The sequence below is a fragment of the Yersinia vastinensis genome (assembly GCF_902726565.1).
Taxonomy (GTDB): domain Bacteria; phylum Pseudomonadota; class Gammaproteobacteria; order Enterobacterales; family Enterobacteriaceae; genus Yersinia; species Yersinia vastinensis.
In genome coordinates this window covers 162771-186838 of the sequence record NZ_CACVAF010000003.1, presented here as the reverse complement: position 1 = coordinate 186838, position 24068 = coordinate 162771, and the positions used below count along the sequence as shown (strand labels likewise).

Below are 24068 nucleotides of genomic sequence, written 5' to 3'. Positions count from 1 at the left end.
ACGCTATACGGCCATGATGTTACAATGGCTGACGATGAAAGTAGAGAGCATGGAGAAGAATGTGGTGGTGAGTCAGAGAGAAAGTGAGGCGCAGATGGCCGCTTTACCGGTAGGTGAAGTGCTTAGTGAGATATTGTCTGCCTTGCAAACCTCACCGCAAGTGTTGCTCCATGCCCCTACCGGTGCCGGTAAATCGACGTGGTTACCGCTACAAATCTTACACTATGCCAAGTTTCTAACGGGTCGAATTATCATGCTGGAGCCTCGGCGACTGGCGGCAAAAAATGTGGCGCACCGTCTGGCACAACAACTTGGTGAACAACCGGGTCAGACAGTGGGCTATCGCATGCGGGCAGAAAGTAAAAGCGGGCCGAATACACGACTGGAAGTGGTCACCGAGGGCATCCTCACGCGGATGCTCCAACAAGATGCGGAGCTTGCTGGGGTATCTTTGGTTATTCTCGATGAGTTTCACGAGCGCAGTTTGCAGGCTGACTTAGCATTGGCGTTATTACTGGATGTGCAGCAAGGGCTACGTGATGATCTCAAACTACTGATAATGTCTGCAACGCTGGATAACCAACGCCTTTCTGCACTGCTGCCATCTGCACCGGCGATTATTTCCACTGGTCGCAGCTTCCCTGTTGAACGTAGCTTTCAACCTTTATCTAGCCATGAGCGACTGGAGGATGGAGTGGCTGACCGGGTGAAGCGTTTGCTGAATGAACACTCAGGCTCTTTGTTGCTATTTTTGCCCGGCGTCGGTGAAATTCATCGGGTCATGGAGCGGCTACAGGGGGCGCTCACCAGCGACACGGATCTTTGCCCGTTGTACGGCGCTTTGCCACTCAGCGAACAGCAGAAAGCCATTCAACCGGCCCCTAGCGGGCGGCGCAAGGTGGTGCTGGCGACCAATATTGCCGAAACCAGTTTGACGATTGAGGGGATTCGGCTGGTGGTCGACAGTGGATTGGAACGGGTGGCACGATTTGATGTCAAAAACGGCCTAACCCGTTTGGTGACCCAGCGGATAAGCCAAGCTTCAATGGCACAGCGCGCCGGGCGTGCCGGGCGGTTAGAACCGGGTATTTGCTGGCATCTGTTTGCTAAAGAGCAAGCCGAACGAGCGGCGGAGTACAGCGAACCTGAAATTCTTAACAGTGATTTATGTAGCCTGTGGTTGGAACTGCTGAATTGGGGATGTCAGGATGCGAGCCAGCTTAGTTGGCTGGATCAACCGCCGCAGGCCGCACTCTGCGTTGCCCGCGATTTATTGCTGCGGTTGGGGGCTATCGATTCGAATGGTCAGCTCACCAGCACAGGGCGTGCAATGGCCAGTTTAGGGTGTGAACCACGTCTGGCCGCCATGTTGTGCTTTGCTGTTGATCAAAGCCCAGAAGCCCTGGCGACGGCGGCGTTGTTAGCGGCCATTCTGGAAGAGCCACCACGCTCAGGTCAGATTGATCTGCACGATTGGCTCTGTCGCCCCCAGCCTCATTGGCAGCGGCGAGCAAAGCAACTGGCGCAAAGAGTTAATGCCCGCGTCGGGGGCGTTGATAGCTATCTCGCCGCTCAATTACTGGCGCTGGCTTATCCGGATCGTATCGCGAATGCACGAGGGCAGGATGGTCGTTATCTATTGGCTAACGGTATGGGGGCTGCAATGGCACAGGACGAGGCGCTATCACGTACGCCTTGGTTAGTGGCAGCCAGCTTATTACAAAGCAATAGCGGGCCGGATGCGCGCATTTTATTGGCACTGCCCATTGATGTTGAGCAGTTGGCGCAGCAATTACCTCATCTGGTTGAAGAAAAAACTGTGGTGGAGTGGGATGAGGACAAAGGCACATTACGCGCTTGGCGGCGCTGGCAAATCGGGCGGTTGACTCTGCGAGCACAGCCTTTGGCAAAACCGAGTGATGAGGCATTGCAATCCGCTCTATTGAACTGGGTTCGCGAGCAAGGGTTGCAGGTGCTCAATTGGGATGAGCACGCCGAACAGCTCCGCACCCGGCTGCACTGTGCCAGCCTTTGGCTATCTGAAGAGCAATGGCCCGCGGTCGATGACGATAATTTACTGAGTAAACTTGAACAGTGGTTGCAGCCATCGTTGTCCGGAGTGCGGGATTTACGCGGATTGCGGCAAGTCAATCTCTCAGAAGCATTGACTCGCTTGTTAAGCTGGTCATTACGTCAACGGCTGGATACTGAGCTGCCAACTCATTACACTGTGCCGACGGGGAGCCGCCTGCCCATTCGTTATTATGTTGACCGGCCCCCCGTGCTGGCGGTGCGCTTGCAAGAGGTTTTTGGTGAGCAGCGAAGCCCAATGCTCGCCAGTGGGCGGGTAGCGGTGGTGCTTGAGCTGCTTTCCCCGGCCCATCGCCCATTACAGATTACCGGCGATTTAGCCGCTTTCTGGCAGGGAGCATATCGCGAAGTGCAAAAAGAGATGAAAGGGCGCTATCCCAAACATGTTTGGCCGGATGATCCCGCCAATACCAAACCGACTCGTAGAACCAAGAAGTATCAGGATAAGTGATACGTAGGATTAAGAGTCAATAATTTCAGATGTTTCCCCTTTCTATTCGGTAAATAGGGGGACACATTAAGCCGCAATAATCGCCAATGCGCGTGGAGAGAAAGACATGTCTGGGGATGACCGCGAGCCAATAGGGCGCAAGGGCAAGAAAGCCCAACCCAAAGCTGCACCAAAACGGCCATTGCGCCGGCGGCGTGATGAAGATGAATACGAAGACGAAGATTATTTAGATGATGAAGACCAAGACGATGATGACTATGACGACGAGGAAGAACCGATGCCAAGAAAGGTAGCATCACGTCCACCCCGCAAAAAACGCCGTTGGCTTGGTTTATTTATCAAACTGTTTCTAGTCGGTGCGGTGGTATTGGCTATTTATGGCGTATACCTCGATTCACAAATTCGCAGCCGCATTGATGGCAAAGTTTGGCAACTCCCCGCCGCCGTATATGGCCGCATGGTGAACCTTGAACCGGGAATGTCTTACAGCAAGAAAGAGATGATAGACCTGCTGGAGGGGATGCAGTACCGGCAAGTGACACGGATGACCCGCCCGGGTGAATTCACAGTGCAGGGCGATAGTATCGATATCTTGCGCCGACCGTTTGATTTCCCTGATGCTAAAGAGGGCCAGATCCGTGCGCGATTGATCTTCAAAGATGATCGTCTGGCGCGGATCCAAAATCTAGATAATCAGCGTGATTTCGGTTTCTTACGCCTCGATCCTAAGCTTATCACTATGCTGCAATCACCTAATGGTGAGCAGCGCCTGTTTGTGCCGCGAGCCGGTTTCCCTGATTTGCTGGTTGATACTTTGCTGGCAACAGAAGACCGCCATTTTTACGAACACGACGGTATTAGCCCATATTCTATTGGGCGTGCCGTGGTCGCTAATCTGACTGCCGGTAAAGCGGTGCAGGGGGGCAGTACACTGACTCAACAACTGGTCAAAAACCTGTTTTTGACCAACGAGCGTTCGCTGTGGCGTAAACTTAACGAAGCCTATATGGCGCTGTTGGTGGATTATCGTTACAGCAAAGACCGGATTTTGGAGCTGTACCTGAACGAAGTGTATCTTGGGCAAAGTGGCAGTGACCAGATTCGCGGTTTCCCGTTGGCAAGTTTGTATTACTTTGGCCGCCCGGTGAATGAACTGAGCCTCGACCAACAAGCCATGCTGGTGGGGATGGTGAAAGGGGCGTCACTGTATAACCCATGGCGTAACCCTAATCTGGCCCTTGAGCGGCGTAATCTGGTACTGCGTCTGTTACAGAATCAGGGCGTGATTGACGGTGAACTCTACACCATGCTCAGTGCTCGACCATTGGGTGTGCAGCCGAAAGGCGGTGTTATCACACCTCAGCCTGCTTTTATGCAGATGGTGCGCCAAGAGCTACAGCAGAAGTTGGGTGACAAGATTAACGACTTGTCCGGTGTGAAAATTTTCACCACGTTAGACCCGGTGTCACAAGATGCGGCAGAAAAAGCCATTGAAGATGGGGTTCCGGCGTTGAAAGCCGCTCGTCATCTGGATGATTTAGAAGCCGCGATGGTGATTGTCGACCGCTTCAGTGGTGAAGTTCGTGCCATGGTCGGAGGGGCGCAGCCGCAATTTGCTGGCTTTAACCGTGCCATGCAGGCACGTCGTTTGGTGGGGTCACTTGCCAAGCCGCCGACTTATCTGACCGCGTTGAGTGAGCCGGATAAATATCGCCTCAATACTTGGTTGTCGGACCAACCATTGTCAATCAAATTACCGAATGGTTCATCGTGGCAACCGAAAAACTACGATCGCCAATTCCGTGGTCAGGTCATGCTGGTAGATGCGTTGGCGAACTCGCTGAACGTACCGACGGTCAACTTGGGAATGTCAGTAGGGCTGGATCAAATCAGTGCCATGCTACAACGTCTTGGTATCCCTAAAACCGTTATCAACCCGGTTCCAGCGATGTTGCTGGGGGCGATCGATCTGACGCCGGTTGAAGTGGCACAGGAATACCAAACTATCGCTAGTGGTGGGAACCGTGCGCCATTATCTGCTGTGCGCTCGGTGATTGCTGAAGATGGTACTGTGCTGTATCAGAGTTTCCCTCAAGCAGAACGCATGGTGCCTGCGCAGGCGGCTTATCTGACACTGTATGCTATGCAACAAGGGGTTGCTCGTGGGACCTCGCGTTCACTGTCAGTGAAATTCTCCAAATACAATCTAGCGGCGAAAACCGGTACAACCAATGACCTGCGTGATAGCTGGTTTGCCGGTATTGATGGCAAAGAAGTGGCGATCGCTTGGGTTGGGCGTGATAACAATGGCCCTGCTAAACTGACCGGTGCCAATGGTGCGCTGACCTTGTATCGTCGCTATCTTGAAAATCAAACGCCATTGCCTTTGGTATTACAGCCACCAGAGGGTATCAGCCAGATGAATATTGATTCGGCTGGGAACTTTGTCTGTGGTGACGCAGGCGGAATGCGCTCGATTCCGGTCTGGACTGAGAATCCACAAGGATTGTGTCAGGCGACTCAACCGGCACAGCAAGGCCAACCTGATGGCGATGGTGTCGCGGGTTGGATCAAAGATATGTTCGGCCAGTAATATTGTTTCACTGGGCGCAGTAACCTTTACTGCGCCCATCAAAATAAGTGCCTTTCCGCTTCGGTCTTAGCGATTCCCTCCCATGAAATCAGCAGGCTTTGCGCTTGCAGTTCGCTGTGGGTTACGCATAAACTACTTGCTTTGATAATTATTCTCGTTTCGATTCACTTTCTCGTTATTTACCGATAACGTTTGGGTTGCAATAACGACAGCATTCGTTAACAACGACACCCATTAAATTTTAATCGCAGGGCACCATCTTGGACCAACAGGCAAGCCAATCCAGCATATTTACACTCCGTGAGCTGAGTTTTTCGGTTCCCGGCAGAACCTTATTGCAACCGTTGTCATTGACCTTCCCACAGGGAAAAGTCTGCGGACTTATCGGGCATAACGGTTCCGGTAAATCGACACTCTTGAAAATGCTGGGCCGCCATCAACCACCTTCTAGTGGTGAGGCTTTGCTCAATGATGTGCCATTAGCCTTATGGGATAGCAAAGCTTTTGCTCGTGAAGTGGCTTATTTGCCACAGCAATTGCCCGCTGCGGAAGGGATGACGGTGCGTGAGTTGGTGGCGATTGGTCGTTACCCGTGGCACGGCGCGTTAGGGCGTTTTCGTCAGCAAGACCGTGAGCAAGTCGAAGAGGCTATTGCACTGGTGGATTTAAAGCCGTTGGCAAATCGGCTGGTGGACAGTTTGTCCGGTGGCGAGCGCCAGCGGGCTTGGTTGGCAATGATGGTCGCACAAAACAGCCGTTGTCTGTTGCTTGATGAACCTACCTCCGCGCTGGATATTGCTCATCAGGTTGAGGTGTTGGGGCTGATTCAGCGCCTCAGTCATGAGCGCGGGCTGACAGTCATTGCGGTACTGCATGATATTAATATGGCAGCCCGTTATTGCGACTATTTAGTGGCATTACGGGGCGGTGAGATGATAGCTCAAGGCCCGGCTGACAGCCTGATGCAATCTGAGATACTGGAACAAATTTATGGTATTCCGATGGGCATATTACCGCATCCGGCCGGTGGTGCGCCGGTAAGCTTCGTTTATTAATGAAAACCTATTTATCAATGGAACAGTCCCATTTGACCGCGCCCGATCATTCTCGGCGTAGACTACTCACGGCATTGGCACTCTCGCCATTGTTGTATTCATTACCTGGATGGGCGGCAAATCCAGCTAAAGTTGATAGCCACCGGGTGGTGGCACTGGAATGGATGCCCGTTGAGTTATTGATGGCCTTGGGGGTAACACCCTATGGTGTGGCGGATATACATACTTATCGGTTATGGGTGCAAGAGCCAGAACTGCCCGCCAGTGTGATTGATGTCGGGCTGCGCACAGAACCCAATTTGGAGTTGCTTCAGCAAATGGCGCCATCACTGATTCTGATGTCTGAAGGCTTTGGCCCACCTGCGGAAAAACTGGCACCTATCGCCCCTTCAATGAGTTTTGCTTTTAATCAAGAGGGCAGTTCACCGCTGGCGTCGGGGAAAAACTCGTTACGTGTATTGGGGCAACGTTTGGGGTTGGAAGCCGCAGCAGAGCAGCACATCGCCGATTTTAACCACTTTATGCAAGCTGCTCGTCAACGCTTCTTGGGTGACGCTCAGACATCGTTATTGATGTTCTCGCTGTTGGATACTCGCCATGCGCTGGTTATTGGTCAGGGGAGTTTGTTCCAGGATGTCTTAAACGAATTGAACATTAAGAATGCTTGGCAGGGTGAGACCAATCTTTGGGGGAGCACCGTGGTGGGTATTGAGCGTTTAGCCACCATAAAACCGAGGCGAGCTATTTGTTTTGTCCATGGTAATAGTGAAATGTTACAGCAGGTTAGCCATACACCATTGTGGCAATCCATGTCGTTTGTGCGCCAAAACCAATTACAGATACTACCCGCAGCATGGTTCTATGGCGCGACATTATCCGCCATGCGCTTTGTTCGTCTTCTGGAGTCGGTTTGGGGTAAAACTTCATGATGGCAAAGACGTTACGCAAAAGTTGGCTATTACCCGCCAGCTTACTTAGCTTGCTGTGGCTGCTTGCCGTGCTACTGACGCTGCATAATTTTAACCAAGTATTGCCTGCTTCGTTCTGGGGGGCTGCTTTATGGCAACCTGACAGCGATGATGTGCGCCAAATGTTATTCCATTACAGCCAACTTCCTCGGTTGGTTGTGGCCTTGCTCACGGGAGCTGGGTTGGGGTTGGTGGGCGTTTTGTTTCAGCAAGTATTGCGTAATCCATTGGCCGAACCCGCTACGCTGGGGGTGGCAGCTGGAGCTCAATTGGGTCTGAGCATCGCGACATTGTGGATGTTACCCGGTGGTGAGTTGACCCGGCAGTTGGCGGCGATGGCAGGTGGTATCACTATTGGTGCGCTGGTCTTTGGTGTGGCTTGGGGCAAACGGATGTCACCTGTTACCCTGATTCTGGCGGGGCTGGTGCTTGGTCTTTACTGTAGCGCGGTCAGTAATTTGCTGGCGCTATTTAATTATGATCAGCTACAAGGATTGTTCCTGTGGAGCAGTGGTGCGCTAAACCAGCAGGATTGGAGTACCGTACAATTTTTACTGCCCCGCTTAATTATTACGGGCGTATTGGCTGCATTATTGATTCGTCCACTGACCTTATTGGGGCTGGATGACGGCGTAGCCCGCAATCTGGGATTAGGATTGTCATTAGCTCGTCTGGGCGCACTCGGTGTGGCAATTATCTTCAGCGCCATGTTGGTTAATGCGGTCGGTGTGATTGGCTTTATCGGCTTGTTTGCCCCGCTGCTGGCAAAAATTTTGGGCGCCAGACGGCTATCACAGCGCTTAATTTTGGCTCCGATATTAGGGGCTTTACTGCTCTGGGTTACGGATCAAAGTATTCTGTGGCTGACTAACGTTTGGCGAGAAATCCCAACGGGCGCTGCAACGGCTCTGATTGGAGCACCGCTGTTATTGTGGTTGTTGCCGCGCTTGCACAGCGCAACGGCTCCAAGCATGGATTTTGGCGACAATGTGCCAGCGGAGCGGCAGCATTTAGCATTGTGGGTGAGTGGTGGCCTCCTATTACTGCTGGCTGGATTAACACTGGCGCTGATGTTTGGTCGTGATAGTCATGGTTGGAACTGGATTTCTGGCGATGAGCTTCAGGCTTTATTGCACTGGCGCTGGCCGCGAGTATTAGCGGCACTGGCCGCAGGTATGATGCTGGCTGTTGCCGGAACATTAATCCAAAAGCTGACGGGTAACCCGATGGCCAGCCCTGAAGTTTTAGGGATAAGCTCTGGGGCCTCTTTTGGTGTTGTTATCATGATGTTCATTGTGCCCGGTAACGCGCTGGCATGGTTATTACCTGCCGGGAGCCTTGGTGCGGCCGTCACGCTGCTGCTGATTTTGGTGGTTGCCGGACGGGGCGGTTTCTCTCCTGGCAGAATGTTATTGGCAGGGATCGCGTTGAGTACGGCTTTTACAACCGTGATTACTATGTTGCTAGCCAGTGGTGATCCCCGTATGCGTGGCTTACTGGCATGGATTTCAGGTTCGACTTACGCAGTGGATGGCCCACAAGCCCTGAGTACTGGCTTAATTGCTTTAGTGTTGATCGCGTTGACCCCACTGTGCCGTCGCTGGTTAGCGATTTTACCATTAGGCAGCGTGACAGCCAGAGCATTAGGCATGGCGCTCGCCCCGAGTCGGTTAGCTATCTTGTTATTAGCGGCTACAATGACGGCTGCAGCGACATTGACGGTGGGGCCATTAAGTTTCGTCGGTCTGATGGCACCGCATATGGCCCGTATGTTGGGCTTTCGTCGTGCTATTGCACAACTGCTGGTCGCCGCTATTTTGGGGGGCTTGCTGATGGTATTCGCCGATTGGTGTGGTCGGATGCTGCTATTCCCAAATCAGATCCCCGCAGGCCTGTTAGCGACTTTCATTGGTGCACCGTATTTTGTTTATTTATTGCGTAAACAAGGGCGGTAAGCACGTGTTATGAACAAATGCCTACCCGGTTGAATAGGGTAGGTGTTGGGTATTTTTCATAATAACTGGATTAAAATTCATTTCGATAAAAGCACAATAGTAAAAAAATAAAATAGCTAACTATATTTATCAGTTATTTAAATTCAGCATCCATTTGATGAAAACTATTGTGTGTAATTTCTTATGTGATAATGTTAAAAATAACCATAAATCTTTACTTGGTTATTTTTAATATTCATTATCTACTTGACTATATATTTACTCAGATCTATTTCTCGTTAAACTAAACAATCTGTTTGTTAATTTCTTTTAAAGTATTAATTCTTGAATTATATCGCAGTCATTATATTAGAGGGAGATAATATGACTGAATTAAATTATACAAGAAATCATTATAGATTTAATAGTGTTGGCAAGAATGGAGTAATTAAAGTTATATCAATTTATGGCTTATTAATTTCAGCTATTACTCTATTATTTAACATCAATATCTTAATGGGGTATTCTACTGTTTTATCAGAGGTTTTTCAGCCTGTGATAAATAGTATAGTAAATTATTGTCCAGTTGAGGTTAATATGCCTACAGTTCCTCTTGGACCTAGTTGGAATGGTAGCGGTGATAGTGGTTCACACTTTATCGAAACATCTGAATTACTCTATAAGATTAATCAATAGCAAATTCACTATATACAATTCTAGTGAATATAATTGTATGTTAACCATCTCCCCAGATTCAGGTGATGGTTAACATATTTCTTGATATTAGAGCTGAGCGAAGCAGCGGCGAGCAGCATCTACAGTTTTTTGAATATCTTCTTTGCTGTGTGCCACTGACATAAATCCGGCTTCAAAAGCAGAAGGTGCCAGATAAACGCCTTCCTCTAACATTAAATGGAAGAAGCGTTTGAAGCGTTCAACATTGCAAGCCATTACATCTTGATAGCATGTTACCGTTGCTGCATCGGTAAAGAATATACCGAACATACCACCGACATGGTTAACGACCAGTGGAATATTCTCAGCTTTTGCTGCGTGCAGCAGGCCGCTGGCTAGCGAATCAGTCAATTCTGTCAGGGTTTCATGAATACCGACCTGAGCAACCTCTGTCAGGCAGGCAAAACCGGCGGCCATTGCAATGGGGTTACCGGACAATGTCCCTGCTTGATAAACCGGGCCTGTTGGTGCCAGCGCATCCATTACTTCGCGGCGACCGCCAAATGCACCGACGGGCATACCACCGCCGATGATTTTACCCAGACAAGTCAGATCGGGTTCGACGCCGTAATAATCTTGTGCGCCAGCCAGTGCCACGCGAAAACCCGTCATTACTTCATCAATAATCAGCAAGGCACCAAACTCATCACATAACTCGCGCAAGCCCGGCAAGAATTCTGGTAGTGGTGGAACGCAATTCATATTACCGGCGACAGGCTCAACGATGATACAGGCGACGTCTTGTGGGTATTGCTCAAAAGCTTCGCGTACTGAGGCCAGATCGTTATAGGTGCAAGTCAATGTGTGCTTGGCAAAATCAGCAGGAACTCCCGGCGAGTTAGGTTGACCAAGTGTCAAAGCGCCGGACCCCGCTTTAACCAACAGACAATCAGCGTGACCATGATAGCAGCCTTCAAATTTGATAATTTTATCGCGGCCTGTAAAGCCTCGGGCCAGACGAATCGCACTCATAGTCGCTTCGGTGCCAGAGTTAACCATGCGCACCATATCCATTGTTGGCACTAAATTTGTCACCAACTCAGCCATTTTGACTTCCATTTCTGTGGGGGCACCAAAGCTTAGGCCGCGCTCGACTGCTTCAATCACGGCTTGGCGAATCGCCGGGTGGTTATGACCCAAGACCATTGGCCCCCAAGAACCTACATAATCAATATAGGCTTTACCATCCACATCAAACAGATAAGCGCCATCAGCACGTTCAATAAATAATGGGACGCCACCGACACCGGTGAATGCACGCACCGGAGAGTTAACCCCGCCTGGGATCAACTGTTTTGCCTGAGCATACAGACTTTCGGATTTACTCATAAACTGGCTCCTAAATTAGGCTTGGCGATATTAGTGTTGTTAACATCGGCCTTGAAAATAAACAATGCTGCTTATTCTAAAGAACTGGCTACGGTTATCAAATGATTGGGCATATTTAACTGTTAGCTTGCGCGATGTGCCGCAGATCAAGGTGTAAGTTACTGCTAAAACCAGCGTGTTTTATCGGCGTTTAAGTAGGCGCATTCTGATTGGGTAGGCTAGAATCAGGTTACTAGGGTATTTGTATTACTTATTCTTTAACTAATAAGCATATAAACCATGACTGATTCAACGCAAAATATACCTGCTGAAAGCATTTCAGAGCTTAAACGTGGCCGCTTTATTCATGCACTGGTTAACCGCGACACAACTCCCTTAGTTATCCTTATTATGGCGGGTGTTGTCGGGATTGTGACCGGGTTGTTGGGCGTCGCATTCGATCGTGGCGTCGATTGGATCACGCAACAAAGGCTAGCAACCTTGGCTAAGGTCGCGGATAACGCAATTTTAGTCTGGCCATTGGCATTTATTATGTCGGCATTACTGGCGATGGTGGGCTATTTTTTGGTGCGCCGCTTTGCGCCAGAGGCTGGAGGTTCGGGAATTCCAGAAATAGAAGGGGCGATGGAAGAGATGCGCCCGGTTCGCTGGTGGCGGGTTATTCCGGTTAAGTTTATTGGTGGCCTGGGTACGTTAGGGGCTGGGATGGTGCTAGGTCGTGAAGGCCCGATGGTGCAAATGGGGGGGAACAGTGGACGGATGATTGTCGATATTTTCCGTCTGCGTAGCCCGGAAGCGCGTCACTCACTATTGGCAACTGGTGCGGCGGCGGGTCTGTCTGCGGCATTTAATGCTCCGCTAGCGGGTATTTTGTTCGTTATTGAAGAAATGCGTTCCCAGTTCCGCTACAGCCTCGTCTCAATCAAAGCAGTGTTCGTCGGCGTTATTACCTCTACTATTGTTTACCGCTATTTCAATGGCGAACGAGCAATTATTGATGTGGGTAAACTCAGTGATGTCTCGCTAGATACCTTATGGCTCTTTTTGTTACTGGGTATTATTTTTGGCGTTGTCGGAGTGGTATTCAATGCATTGATATTTCGCACTCAAGATATGTTCATGCGTTTCCATGGTGGTGATTGGCGCAAACTGGTATTGGTGGGTGGTCTGCTAGGGGGCATGTGTGGTTTATTGGCCTTGATCCATGGCGAAGCGGTAGGTGGGGGGTTTGCATTAATCCCTATTGCGGTGGCCGGTAATTTCAGTATTGGTATGTTGCTCCTTATTTTTATTGCCAGAGTGATTACTACCTTACTGTGCTTTGGTTCGGGTGCGCCGGGGGGGATATTTGCCCCTATGTTGGCTTTGGGGACCATTCTGGGGACTGCCTTTGGTTTATCTTGCGCTCACTTTTTCCCGCAATACGGTATTGATGCAGGTACTTTTGCAATAGCCGGAATGGGGGCGTTGTTTGCGGCCTCAGTACGTGCGCCTTTAACCGGGATCGTGTTGGTGCTGGAAATGACGGATAATTATCAACTTATTTTGCCGATGATCGTGACTTGCTTGGGGGCGACCTTAATCGCACAGTTTATGGGGGGAAAACCCTTGTATTCAGCCATCTTAGCCCGCACATTACAAAAACAAGAGCAGGCCGCAGCAGAGGCTGCAACCCAACAACCTGTGGTTGAAACTCCGCCTCAAACAGGTAGATAATATGTAACATTAGCCCACAATACTTGAATGAATTACTCAGGTATTGGATAATTGATACATAGGCCCGTTATCTTTTTATAGTTTATTGGGTACAGATCAGGCTGCCATTGTAGTAACCTGCAACTCGAACACCGGTTGGGAGTAATGAGTATGAGCGACGAAACAGTACTGCCCCTGCAGTTTACCGAGGCAGCGGCAAAAAAAGTTAAACTGCTGATTTCTGACGAGGAAAATCCAAATCTGAAACTGCGGGTTTATATTACCGGTGGTGGATGCAGCGGGTTCCAGTATGGCTTTACTTTTGATGACCAGATCAACGATGGTGATATGACCATTGAAAAGCAAGGTGTTGAACTGGTCGTTGATCCAATGAGTCTGCAATATCTGGTTGGTGGTGCGGTGGATTATACTGAAGGGCTTGAAGGTTCACGTTTTATCGTGACTAACCCAAATGCGAAGAGTACTTGTGGGTGCGGTTCTTCTTTCAGTATCTAATTTCTCCTTCATTATCTTTGGCACTATAGCTGTGTTGGCAGCACCCATTAACCCGAGCCACTGATGGCAGTCAGCCCACTGGGATTTATTCGTTTGCTGCCATGCTATAGCACCAATAGTTTTGGGTAATAGATTTCATCCTCAGCACTCTAGTCATAGCCATACTAACGGCTTTGGGTATACATCTATCTATCGTCAGATTTTTGATAAAAAAAACCGCAATCTTTAGTGAGTTGCGGTTTTTTTACATCTAAATCTTACCATTCGACAGTAATCAATTGCATCATGGGGCTGGTACTGGTTTTGCTAAGTAGTGCGCCATCTGGTGCAATAAAAGAGTGGCTGATTCGAGGCTCTGTAATCAATCCATTCCCTTTATTACATTGAATTTTTGGATAATTTACTTTTGAAGCATTCGCTATGTGTTCATTTAGATTGGGTGATTGCACCTGACAAGATGGCACGATAGTCAGGCTTAGATCTATTGTGCCGCTCAACCCCTGGGCGAGCGACGGACTGGCAAGAAATACCAGCCAAAAATAAAGCAATGAGTATTTCATAATTATCAACAGCATCTATAACTTACGGTGTCCCACTCAGTCAGCTAAGTGGGGATGTCTACGAGGTATCGGCTAATTATTTAAAAACTTGAAGATTTAAAGGGCATTACCAAGTCGAAAATAAGACATTATGTAAGCGGATAGCTCAAAACTGAGGCGTATTGTACAAATTATATTCTTTGTTTGGCAATCAATCTTTGGGATTAGGCCACTAATGCTCGATTTCAAATGTTGGGAGTTTTAAGCGCCAGCGAATGGCAGCAAGCCGAATACCTAGGGTTATTACCATCCCTAGCATCATTGCTTGCTGTAATGGCATCCCGAACGTATAAAATGCCGTTGCATGAACGATACCGCCAATGATACAAGCAGTGGCGTAAATTTCAGTACGCAGGATCATTGGGATCTCGCGGGCTAAAACGTCGCGGATAATCCCGCCACCAACACCAGTGATGACCCCCATACAGATAGCGACCAGTGGGCTGGCGTCTGCGGCAAAGGCTTTATTTACCCCAATACCGACGAATACTGCCAGACCAATGGCATCCAATACCGGAAGGATCCATTTCGGCGTTCGCCGTGGTTGCCGCACCAGCAAAATAGTGGCCAAGCAAGTCACCATAGCAACGACCAGATCAGTGGGATCCTTCACCCAGAATACCGGACCATTGGCTAAGGCCATGTCACGTATTGTGCCGCCGCCAACGGCCGTCACTACCCCAAGAACCAGTACGCCGAAAGGATCCATACGCAGCTTTCCCGCCAGCAACACACCGGAGATAGCAAATACCGCAGTACCTAAAATATCCAGCCAATAGACCAACATTAATGTGACTCCACCACAGGAGATGAGATGCTGGCCATTTGCTGGCACAGCTGTTTCGCGGCGAGCAGGATACGTGGGCCAGCACGATTAAACCAGTCCTCATTAAGTGCTATTACTGGTACGGCAAGCTGGGGCCGCCAAAATGCATTGATATTGTCTGTTTGCGACTCGTCACCACTGACGACGATCACTTGTGGTTGACGGATTATCACTTGCTCACGGCTGACTTGCGGCCAGGGAACCCGGCTATCAGCAAAAATATTCTCGCCACCACACAGGGAGATTATTTCACTCTGTAATGTATGCCCGGAGCTGGTAAACAGTGGGTGAGTACCAAATTGCAGGAAAGCGCGTATTGGTTGGCTGCGCGCATGGTGGTTACGTAACTCCGCGACTTCTTTGCGCAATTGCTGCGCAGCCTGATGTGCTTGTTCAGGATGCGGACTGTGTAGGGCCAGTTTATCCAAGTCATCGGCAATTTGATCAATATTAACCGGATCAGAATAAAAAATTGGGATGCCAAAGGATGCTAATTGATCTAATGGGCGCTGTGGATTGCCACCCCGCCAAGCGAGGATCAAATCCGGTTTTAATGCCAGAATCCGTTCTACGTTGACTCCTTGCCAAGAGGCAACATGCTCAAGCTTTTTAGCGGCTTCCGGGTAGTCTGAGTAAGCGCTTACTGCGACCAGGTTATCACCTAACCCTGCGGCGTAGGCCAGTTCGGTAGTGCTGGGTGATAAACTGATAATCCGCTCTGCCGCGATTGCCTGCGACATAAACGAATTCAGTATAAACATACCGAGCAACAATAATATTGTTGCTCGTAGTAGGGGGTTAAGACTGAACCGCATCATTACCCGCGTTGCGCTAGAGTGGTTAACATGGCTTCGATCATCAGCGTTGACTGTTTCGCCGCGACGACGAGGAATTCTTCAAAGCTCAGGTGAGACTCTTGATCAGCGACATCTGAAATCGCACGTACCACCACAAACGGCGTTCCGAATAAGTGACAAACATGGCCAATAGCCGCTGCTTCCATTTCAACCGCCGCTACGGCAGGGAAGGTCGCACGAATGCGTGCCAGAGGGGCCGCGCCATTAATAAAAGCATCACCGCTACAAATCAGGCCGCGTACGGCATTTAAATTCAACGTTTTGATGCAACCCTCGGCCAGTTCAATGAGGTCAGCGTCGGCAACGAAGGCTGCCGGGCAACCCGCCATTTGTCCTGGTTCATAGCCAAAAGCAGTCACATCCGCATCGTGGTAACGAACTTCAGTCGATACCACGATATCACCCACTTTCAGGGTTGAGGCCAGTCCGCCTGCAGAACCGGTATTGATAATAATGTCTGGTTGGCAATGCTCTAACAATAGAGTCGTGCCCATGGCTGCTGACACTTTGCCAATACCGGATTTCAGTAATGCAACATCCACACCATTGAGCTTGCCAGTGTAAATCTCGCAACCTGCACGTTGGAAGGTTTGGCGATTTTCAATTTTGTCACGCAGCAATGTAACTTCTTCTTCCATTGCACCAATGATGCCTACTTTCATATGGGGACCCGCCGATTTTAGAGTGTATTAATCTGTAATGAGAACTGCATAGTTTATCAGGTAACTAAGATAGTCGGGTAGTTCACCAAAGATAATGCGCAATCCGCCGCAGTTCATGCGTTATCCATTGCATCTTTCGCCGAGAGTGGGTATCACTACTTATCCCCTCCATGCTTGCCACAACACCAATGATTTCGGGGATATACTTAAATGCTCAGGGGGAAAAATGTCTGGGATCGACTTTAAGCAGAAAATCAGTTTTCAGCGGCCATTTGGTAAACCTAGTTCGGCTGAAGATGAGTATGAGATTACCCGGGTATTTGAAAGTGATCGTGGCCGGATTGTAAACTCTGCCGCTATTCGGCGTTTACAGCAGAAGACGCAAGTATTTCCGCTGGAGCGTAATGCTGCGGTTCGCAGCCGGCTAACCCATTCACTGGAAGTACAACAGGTTGGTCGTTATATTGCGAAAGAGATCTTAAATAGATTTAAGCAGGATAAAAAAGTCACAGCCTATGGGTTGGATAAACTGCTTGATCCTTTTGAAAGCATTGTAGAAATGGCTTGTCTGATGCATGACATCGGTAACCCACCTTTTGGTCATTTTGGTGAGTCAGCCATTAATAATTGGTTTACCAAACAGATGGATCCCAACGGTGGGGGGACTGAACCGCGCGGCAAGGATCTCTGTCTGGTCAATGCATTAAGGCTGCGGGAAGGAGAAACGGAACTCAATATCCTGCGCAGCAAAATTCGCCATGATTTAAGCCATTTTGAAGGTAATGCACAAGCGATTCGTCTGGTTTATAGCTTATTAAAATTGAATCTGACCTACGCCCAAGTGGGCTGTATTCTTAAATATACCAAACCGGCTTATTGGTCAGGTGATATTCCAGCGAGCCATAACTATCTGATGAAAAAGCCAGGTTTTTACCTTGCTGAAGAAGATTATGTTAAAGATTTACGCCGTGAACTCAATATGGGGGAGTTTAACCGTTTCCCTCTGACCTATATTATGGAAGCTGCGGATGATATTTCTTATTGCATTGCCGATTTGGAAGATGCGGTTGAAAAAAATATTTTCAGTGTCGAACAACTTTATGAGCACATGGTGCAAGAGTGGGGCGATATTACACATGGCGATTTGTTCGATAAAGTCGTCGGCAGTGCATTTCGTCAATTAGGTCGAGGGCAAGGACGGCGCAGTTCAGAAGACCAATTCTTCATGTATTTACGGGTCAATACGGTAGGGAAATTGGTTCCCCATGCGGCACAGCGTTTTATTGAAAACCTCCCTACTGTATTTTCTGGCTCGTTTAATCAGGCGTTATTAGAAGATTCCAGTCCGGCATGTAAATTACTGCAAATTTTTAAAAAGGTCGCAGTAAAACATGTATTTAATTACCCGGAAGTAGAACAGCTTGAATTACAAGGATATAGAGTTATCAGTGGCTTGCTTGATATCTATAGCCCGCTTTTGGCTATGCCGCAAACTGCATTTACACAATTGGTAACGGAAGACAGTCATCGTAAGTACCCGATTGAGACTCGTTTGTTCCATAAATTGTCGACTAAACATCGGTTAGCGTATGTCGAATCAACTGAGCGCCTACGTAATTTATCGCCAGAACAACATGAGATATATGAATATTATTATCGCGCTCGCTTAATTCAGGATTATATTAGCGGCATGACGGATCTTTATGCCTATGATGAATATCGACGTTTAATGGCAGCGGAATAGTATGCAATAAAATTAAGTTGTCCGTTTAATTAACTATAGATTTGTAAAGACGGACAATATTTTTTACTTTTCTAATTATTGGTTCTCTGAACTTCATCCCCCATATTTAATCTTACTATGCAAGACGACTATATCCCTTTTGCTTAACGTTGCGGTGGTGTTTGCTGTTAGCGCTCACCCTAATCACTGATATAAGTTTGACCATCGGGGTTTGTACGCTTTAACCCGCGACAACGCCAATGACCTTGGGATAAGTCTGTTACATACATTTTATTGATTCATTATTAATTGTATAGCGAGAGCCAGAATACATGAAAAAAACAGCTTTAGTGTTAAGTGCATTGGCATTGAGCATCGGTTTAGCCATGGGGCCAGTTTCTTCTGCCGTTTCGGCAGAGACCGCTTCTTCCAGCAGCCAGCAGCTCCCTAGCTTGGCGCCAATGCTAGAGAAGGTAATGCCTTCGGTTGTCAGTATCAATGTGGAGGGTAGCACCCAAGTAAGCAATGCCGGAGCGGGTGGTATACCGCCACAATTCCAGCAGTTCTTTGGTGATGATTCACCATTCTGTCAGGACGGTTCTCCGTTCCAGGGTTCACCAATGTGTCAAGGGGGGCCGGGTAGCAAAGGTGGGGCACCAAGCAAACAGGATTTCCGCGCACTTGGTTCAGGTGTGATTATTGATGCCGCTAAAGGTTATGTCGTGACCAATAACCACGTGGTAGATAATGCGACCAAAATCAATGTGAAACTGAGCGATGGCCGTAGCTATGAAGCGAAAGTGATCGGTAAAGATCCGCGCACAGATATTGCGCTGTTGCAGTTGAAAGACTTTAAAAATCTGACTGCGATTAAAATTGCAGATTCCGATCAACTGCGTGTCGGGGATTATACCGTAGCTATCGGTAACCCATATGGTCTGGGCGAAACTGTAACGTCCGGTATCGTTTCTGCTTTGGGCCGTAGTGGCTTGAATGTGGAAAACTATGAAAACTTTATTCAGACTGACGCCGCGATTAACCGTGGTAACTCCGGTGGTGCATTGATCAATCTCAATGGTGAACTGATCGGGATTAACACAGCAATCTTGGCACCCGATGGCGGTAACATCGGTATCGGTTTTGCTATCCCAAGTAACATGGTGAAAAACCTGACATCTCAGATGGTTGAGTTTGGTCAAGTCAAACGTGGTGAATTGGGTATCATGGGCACCGAGCTGAACTCTGAGCTGGCGAAAGCCATGAAGGTAGATGCACAGAAAGGTGCCTTTATCAGTCAGGTACTGCCAAAATCTGCCGCAGCTAAAGCTGGGGTCAAAGCGGGTGATGTGATCGTCAGCATGAATGGCAAAGCTATCAACAGCTTCGCAGGTTTCCGTGCTGAGATTGGTACTCTGCCTGTCGGGACTAAAATGACCTTGGGCCTGCTGCGTGACGGTAAACCTATCAATGTCGAAGTGACCTTGGAGCAGAGCAGCCAGACTCAGGTTGATTCCGGTAATCTCTATACTGGCATCGAAGGTGCTGAACTGAGCAATTCTGATGTTAATGGTAAGAAAGGCGTGAAGGTCGATAGCGTGAAAGCTGGCACCGCTGCTGCACGTATTGGTCTGAAAAAGGGCGATATCATCATGGGGATTAACCAGCAGCCAGTCCAGAATCTGGGTGAACTGCGTAAAATCCTCGATACCAAACCATCGGTATTGGCGCTGAATATTCAGCGTGGTGATACTTCACTGTACTTACTGATGCAGTAACCGCTTTAACGCAGTATCAGGCATTCATGCATTAACAGTGTGAATACCATAAAAAAGGGCACAGTCGATTATCGCTGTGCCCTTTTCGTATCTGTTGCTGATATCAGGCTGTACCTAAATAGGTTTTGGCGGCATAGCGAACATTATCCATTTCATCTAGCAACTCAAGCCACTCTGGTTGTAGCTCATGCAAGTCAGTTTTCTGACGCAATTGTTGTTCGATAATCATACACAGTTGCTTCAATCGCGGCACACCGCTGCATGCACAACTGCCATGGAATTTATGTATTAGATTCAGAATATCTCCATCATGAGCACCGGCCAGAATAGCCTGCACTCGGCCTGTTACTTGCGGCATAAACTCCAGCAACATGGTCAAGAGGTCTTTGGCAAGCGTCTCTTTATTTGCCGCTTGTCTCACGGCCAATACCCAGTCAATTGACCCTTCATATTCAGATTGTGCGATGGGTTGGATGTCTGCCTCCTCTTTGAGTTGTGAGGGATTATCAGGCTGATAACGTGAAAGTGCCTGTATCAGCCGAGCTTCATCAATGGGTTTTGCCAAATAGTCGGCCATTCCTAGTTTTAATAATTGTTCTTGCTGCCCCTGAACGGCGTGAGCAGTAACGGCGATAATAGGAATATCTTGATGATGCGACATCTGATGAATCACTTCGCTGGCGCGAATACCATCGATTTCTGGCATTTGGATATCCATCAAAATGATATCCAAGGTGTTTTCTCTGGCATAAGCAATGGCTTTCGCCCCGCTGTCGCACAACACGGTTTCTTCAACCAACTCTTCCAACAGCGTACCAATGAGTTTGAGGTTAGCGGGGTTATCATCAACAGCCATGACTTTAAAAGGTAATCTCGGGAGCTTGTGGGGTTGCTCTATCATCGGCAATACGCAATCGGCTGATTCATATGATAACAAAGGAATGAGGCGGTTAGAGGAGATTGGCTTAATCATGCAAGCTTTGGCGCCAATTTGTTTCAGTTGCTCTGCTTCTATTTGCGATTGACTCGGTAGCGCCAGAATAACTTGCTCCGAAATTTGCATTGCAGTGATCAACTTATCCTGATGAACCGCCATATTGTTGCGGAACGGGATAGGCACTCCGACCAGCAGAAAATCATAATGCTGCTTGGGCAACTGAGCCAATGTTGGGCTATGAGTGACCTCTAGCGGTGTGATGCTCAGAATATCCAGTGTCGCTCTGGCAGCGGTGGCATTGCGTTCTACATAAGCTAACGTCTTGCCCTCAAGGTGCGACATATCAGGATAGCGGTATAGAATCGCTTCGTTGAGATCCAGTGTGAGATGAAATCTGAAAGTAGAACCGCGATCGACCTGACTGTGGAAACTGATATCGCCACCCATTTCTTTAACCAATCTTTCGGTTATCACTAATCCAAGCCCCGTTCCGCCGTGACGGCGTGAAATACTGGCATCGGCTTGACGAAATGCTTGGAATAATTGGGCTTGCTGAGATTCAGAGATACCAATGCCAGTATCATGAATTTCTACCACAATCGTGACTTGCTGCGCCGTTTTGGACTGAACGGCCACCAGAATGTCAATATTGCCCTGTTCGGTGAATTTAATCGCATTACCCAGCAAGTTTGTGATGATTTGCTGCAAACGCATCGCATCCCCAACCACCTGCTCAGGTACATCATTATTGACGTGCAGTGTCAGCTCCAGACCTTTCTCATGAGCGGTGTGTGCCAGTAAAATAATGACCTCATCCAGCGCACCTCGAAGTGGAAAAGGGATATGCTCAAGAACCAGTTTTTCAGCTTCCAGTTTGGAAAAGTCCAGAACGTCATTAATGATGCATAACAGATTATTGGCCGACCGTTGAATGGTTTGTAAATAGTCAGTTTGTGTTGGTGTCAGCGAGGTTTTCAATGTTTGGCGGGTAAAGCCAATCACTCCATTCAACGGGGTTCGTAATTCATGTGACATATTGGCCAAAAACTCAGACTTAATACGTGCCGCTTCCTGCGCTCGTTTTTTTGCTAAACCTAATTCGACGTTTTGAATCTCCATCTGCTCTAGCGTTTCACGCAAATCCGATGTGGCTTGGTCGATATTTTGCTGCATTTCTTCATGGTAAGCGGCCAATGACATTGCCATCGAGTTGATGCCATTTTTCAGAATGTTCAATTCGCCAAGCATATGACCTTCAACACGACTGTCTAATTGCCCCCGGCGAATGCGGTCAACGGTATTCACCATGTTACGGATGGGGCCGGTGACATCCCGCATCAGGCGATAAGCAAACAAAATCGCCACACACATGCAGAACAACAGCAACAGTGTTGAAATAAAGATCTCTTTATATTGCTGCAAGCGTACTGACTGTAAATCCAAATCCATCGCAATATAGCCCAATGGTCGATTCGTGATATCCGAATCTGATGTTCTATCACTGGAGAGATTCGATTCAGAGACAATCGGCATTCGCATAATTAGGGAGTCACCACGATAGGAAAGCATCAGTGAGCTGGGGATGACGTCACCCTTGGGTAACCTTAATTGTGAGGAATTGTAATTATAGTTAGAAGTGACAAAAAGATTATTATCTGCGTCAAAAACGGATATTTACCGGACAATATTCGAATGTCTGCGATGGAGAAGATTAATTAACTGACGGACGGTATCGCGATTGCGAAAGGTCATTCCGTACTCACTGGCTACCGCCAGCGGTTCGATAATATTGGTACCTGCATTAACCAGTTGTTTTTGCAGTTCATTATAGCGGTTAACCATAAAGGAAGTACTGAGTAACAGCCCAAGAAGCAGCGTGGGGGCCAAGATTAAAATCATCATGCGCGCGCGAAGACTGTATTTGGTCATGGTATTCCAATGTGGGAGAATTAGCAGCTTACGAAACCGATACTTGATCAATCAATATGGCGCAATTCTACTCTCCAAACCGGCGTGTGACGACCAAACAAACAATAACTGTGACAGTTGACTCTCTTGACCCATTTGGGCAGGGGGTCGCGCGCCACCAAGGTAAAACTATCTTTATTCCGGGAGTTCTGCCGGGAGAGCAAGCTGAAATTGAGCTGATTGAACAAAAACGCCAGTATGGCCGCGGTAAACTTAAACGTTTATTGAACAAATGTAACGAAAGAGTCATTCCCCCTTGCCCCCACTTTGGAATTTGTGGAGGCTGCCAACAACAACACGCCAGTTGCCAATTACAACAGCAGAGTAAAGCCGATTCGCTCCAGCGCTTAATGGTTCGCGAGACCGGTGTTTGTCCAGAATTGGCCCCTGTGATTTGTGGGCCTGAGTATGGCTATCGACGGCGGGCAAGGTTAGGGCTGCTCTATCAGCCAAAGCGGCAGCGATTGCAGATGGGATTTCACCAAACCGAGTCTCACGACTTAGTCAGTGTGACGCGTTGTCCGGTGCTGCGGCCTGAGCTGGAGCGCCTGCTACAGCCGCTTTATCAATGTTTATCAACCTTACACGCCGTGCGTCGTTTAGGGCATGCGGAGTTAGTGTTGGCTGACAATGGGCCGTTGCTGGTTTTACGTCACCTTGATACCCTTAAAGAGGTAGATCGTGTGGCGCTGACTGATTTTGCAAAACGAGAACAAGTTGCCGTTTATTTGGCCAGTGACAGTGAGAATCTGGAAAAACTCTTCGGTGAGGAACCCTATTACCAGATAGAGGGTCTACGCTTAGGATTTCATCCGCGAGATTTTATTCAAGTCAATGACGCCATTAACCAGCAAATGGTGGCGCAGGCTATTGCCTGGTTGGATGTTCAGCCAGATGAGCGGGTGTTGGATCTGTTCTGTGGTATGGGCAATTTTACCTTGCCACTGGCAAAGGTGGCGCGAGAAGTGGTCGGTGTGGAAGGAGTTGCGGCGCTGGTAGCGAATGGGCAGTATAATGCACTCAATAACGCGCTACCCAATGCGTCATTTTTCCATGAAAATTTGGAATCCGATATCAGTTGTCAGCCTTGGGCTGCTCAAGGGTTCGATAAAGTATTATTAGATCCCGCCCGCGCAGGTGCGCCCGGGGTCATGTCACATATAGTTAAGCTGGCGCCAAAGCGGGTGGTGTATGTTTCGTGTAATCCCACTACGCTGGCACGAGATAGTCAGGTGTTATTAGCCGCCGGTTACCGTCTTGCTCAGGTGCGAATGTTGGATATGTTTCCCCACACCGGGCATCTTGAATCTATGGCGCTGTTTATTCAGGGGCCAGGGGTCGCAAAGTAGGGAGA

The 24068-nt window shown here is 48.5% G+C and carries 16 protein-coding genes and 1 pseudogene; 11 read left to right on the top strand and 6 right to left on the bottom strand.

Annotation, left to right across the window (positions count from 1 at the left end):
- Positions 1–16: 16 nt before the first annotated feature.
- The 6 genes from hrpB (at position 17) to HUZ92_RS05675 (ending at position 9788) form a co-directional block, all read left to right on the top strand.
- The gene (gene hrpB / locus HUZ92_RS05700) at positions 17–2542 is read left to right on the top strand and encodes an ATP-dependent helicase HrpB (protein WP_145580077.1); all 2526 of its coding nucleotides are present in this window, start codon (positions 17–19) and stop codon (positions 2540–2542) included.
- Between the two features lie 106 nt (positions 2543–2648).
- A complete protein-coding gene (gene mrcB / locus HUZ92_RS05695) occupies positions 2649–5135 on the top strand; it encodes a bifunctional glycosyl transferase/transpeptidase (protein WP_050140475.1) in 2487 nt (828 codons plus the stop codon).
- A 260-nt stretch (positions 5136–5395) separates the two neighbouring features.
- On the top strand, positions 5396–6190 hold the full coding sequence (gene fhuC, locus HUZ92_RS05690; protein ID WP_050100400.1) for a Fe3+-hydroxamate ABC transporter ATP-binding protein FhuC: 795 nt from the start codon (positions 5396–5398) through the stop codon (positions 6188–6190).
- 17 nt (positions 6191–6207) lie between these two features.
- Positions 6208–7119 carry a Fe(3+)-hydroxamate ABC transporter substrate-binding protein FhuD gene (fhuD, locus tag HUZ92_RS05685; protein ID WP_404704882.1) on the top strand — a complete coding sequence of 304 codons (912 nt, stop codon included), beginning with the start codon at positions 6208–6210 and terminating at the stop codon, positions 7117–7119.
- The gene (gene fhuB, locus HUZ92_RS05680) at positions 7116–9113 is read left to right on the top strand and encodes a Fe(3+)-hydroxamate ABC transporter permease FhuB (RefSeq protein WP_072086667.1); all 1998 of its coding nucleotides are present in this window, start codon (positions 7116–7118) and stop codon (positions 9111–9113) included. The genes fhuD and fhuB overlap by 4 nt, the downstream gene beginning before the upstream one ends.
- A gap of 363 nt (positions 9114–9476) precedes the next feature.
- Positions 9477–9788 carry an E492 group microcin gene (locus HUZ92_RS05675; protein ID WP_072087722.1) on the top strand — a complete coding sequence of 104 codons (312 nt, stop codon included), beginning with the start codon at positions 9477–9479 and terminating at the stop codon, positions 9786–9788.
- Between the two features lie 87 nt (positions 9789–9875).
- Here HUZ92_RS05675 and hemL read toward each other — a convergent pair whose 3' ends face one another.
- Positions 9876–11156 carry a glutamate-1-semialdehyde 2,1-aminomutase gene (hemL, locus tag HUZ92_RS05670; protein WP_050100397.1) on the bottom strand — a complete coding sequence of 427 codons (1281 nt, stop codon included), beginning with the start codon at positions 11154–11156 and terminating at the stop codon, positions 9876–9878.
- Between the two features lie 279 nt (positions 11157–11435).
- Here hemL and clcA point away from each other — a divergent pair, with 279 nt between their 5' ends.
- Both clcA and erpA read left to right on the top strand, forming a co-directional pair.
- A complete protein-coding gene (gene clcA / locus HUZ92_RS05665) occupies positions 11436–12872 on the top strand; it encodes a H(+)/Cl(-) exchange transporter ClcA (protein WP_050100395.1) in 1437 nt (478 codons plus the stop codon).
- Positions 12873–13022: 150 nt separating this feature from the next.
- Entirely contained in the window at positions 13023–13367 is a 345-nt protein-coding gene (gene erpA / locus HUZ92_RS05660) for an iron-sulfur cluster insertion protein ErpA (protein ID WP_004706254.1), read from the top strand.
- A 257-nt stretch (positions 13368–13624) separates the two neighbouring features.
- Here erpA and HUZ92_RS05655 read toward each other — a convergent pair whose 3' ends face one another.
- From HUZ92_RS05655 to mtnN, 4 genes are all read right to left on the bottom strand, one after another.
- Positions 13625–13927 (bottom strand): hypothetical protein, encoded by a 303-nt coding sequence (locus HUZ92_RS05655; RefSeq protein WP_050100534.1) that lies wholly within the window; start codon positions 13925–13927, stop codon positions 13625–13627.
- A gap of 211 nt (positions 13928–14138) precedes the next feature.
- Positions 14139–14753 (bottom strand): TRIC cation channel family protein, encoded by a 615-nt coding sequence (locus HUZ92_RS05650; RefSeq protein WP_025379458.1) that lies wholly within the window; start codon positions 14751–14753, stop codon positions 14139–14141.
- Positions 14753–15610 (bottom strand): vitamin B12 ABC transporter substrate-binding protein BtuF, encoded by an 858-nt coding sequence (btuF, locus tag HUZ92_RS05645; RefSeq protein ID WP_145580055.1) that lies wholly within the window; start codon positions 15608–15610, stop codon positions 14753–14755. Before btuF ends, HUZ92_RS05650 begins: the two co-directional genes overlap by 1 nt.
- The gene (mtnN, locus tag HUZ92_RS05640) at positions 15610–16311 is read right to left on the bottom strand and encodes a 5'-methylthioadenosine/S-adenosylhomocysteine nucleosidase (protein WP_050140485.1); all 702 of its coding nucleotides are present in this window, start codon (positions 16309–16311) and stop codon (positions 15610–15612) included. The genes btuF and mtnN overlap by 1 nt, the downstream gene beginning before the upstream one ends.
- Before the next feature lie 226 nt (positions 16312–16537).
- Between mtnN and dgt the strand changes: the two genes are divergently transcribed.
- Together dgt and degP are read left to right on the top strand one after the other, a co-directional pair.
- Positions 16538–18055 carry a dGTPase gene (gene dgt / locus HUZ92_RS05635; protein ID WP_050100390.1) on the top strand — a complete coding sequence of 506 codons (1518 nt, stop codon included), beginning with the start codon at positions 16538–16540 and terminating at the stop codon, positions 18053–18055.
- 311 nt (positions 18056–18366) lie between these two features.
- Positions 18367–19809: a serine endoprotease DegP gene (gene degP, locus HUZ92_RS05630; protein ID WP_050100387.1), complete on the top strand. Its 1443-nt coding sequence runs from the start codon at positions 18367–18369 to the stop codon at positions 19807–19809.
- 103 nt (positions 19810–19912) lie between these two features.
- Here degP and barA read toward each other — a convergent pair.
- Positions 19913–22675 (bottom strand): annotated as a pseudogene (gene barA, locus HUZ92_RS05625) (two-component sensor histidine kinase BarA).
- Between the two features lie 56 nt (positions 22676–22731).
- Here barA and rlmD point away from each other — a divergent pair.
- Positions 22732–24063 (top strand): 23S rRNA (uracil(1939)-C(5))-methyltransferase RlmD, encoded by a 1332-nt coding sequence (gene rlmD, locus HUZ92_RS05620; protein WP_050100384.1) that lies wholly within the window; start codon positions 22732–22734, stop codon positions 24061–24063.
- Positions 24064–24068: the final 5 nt, after the last annotated feature.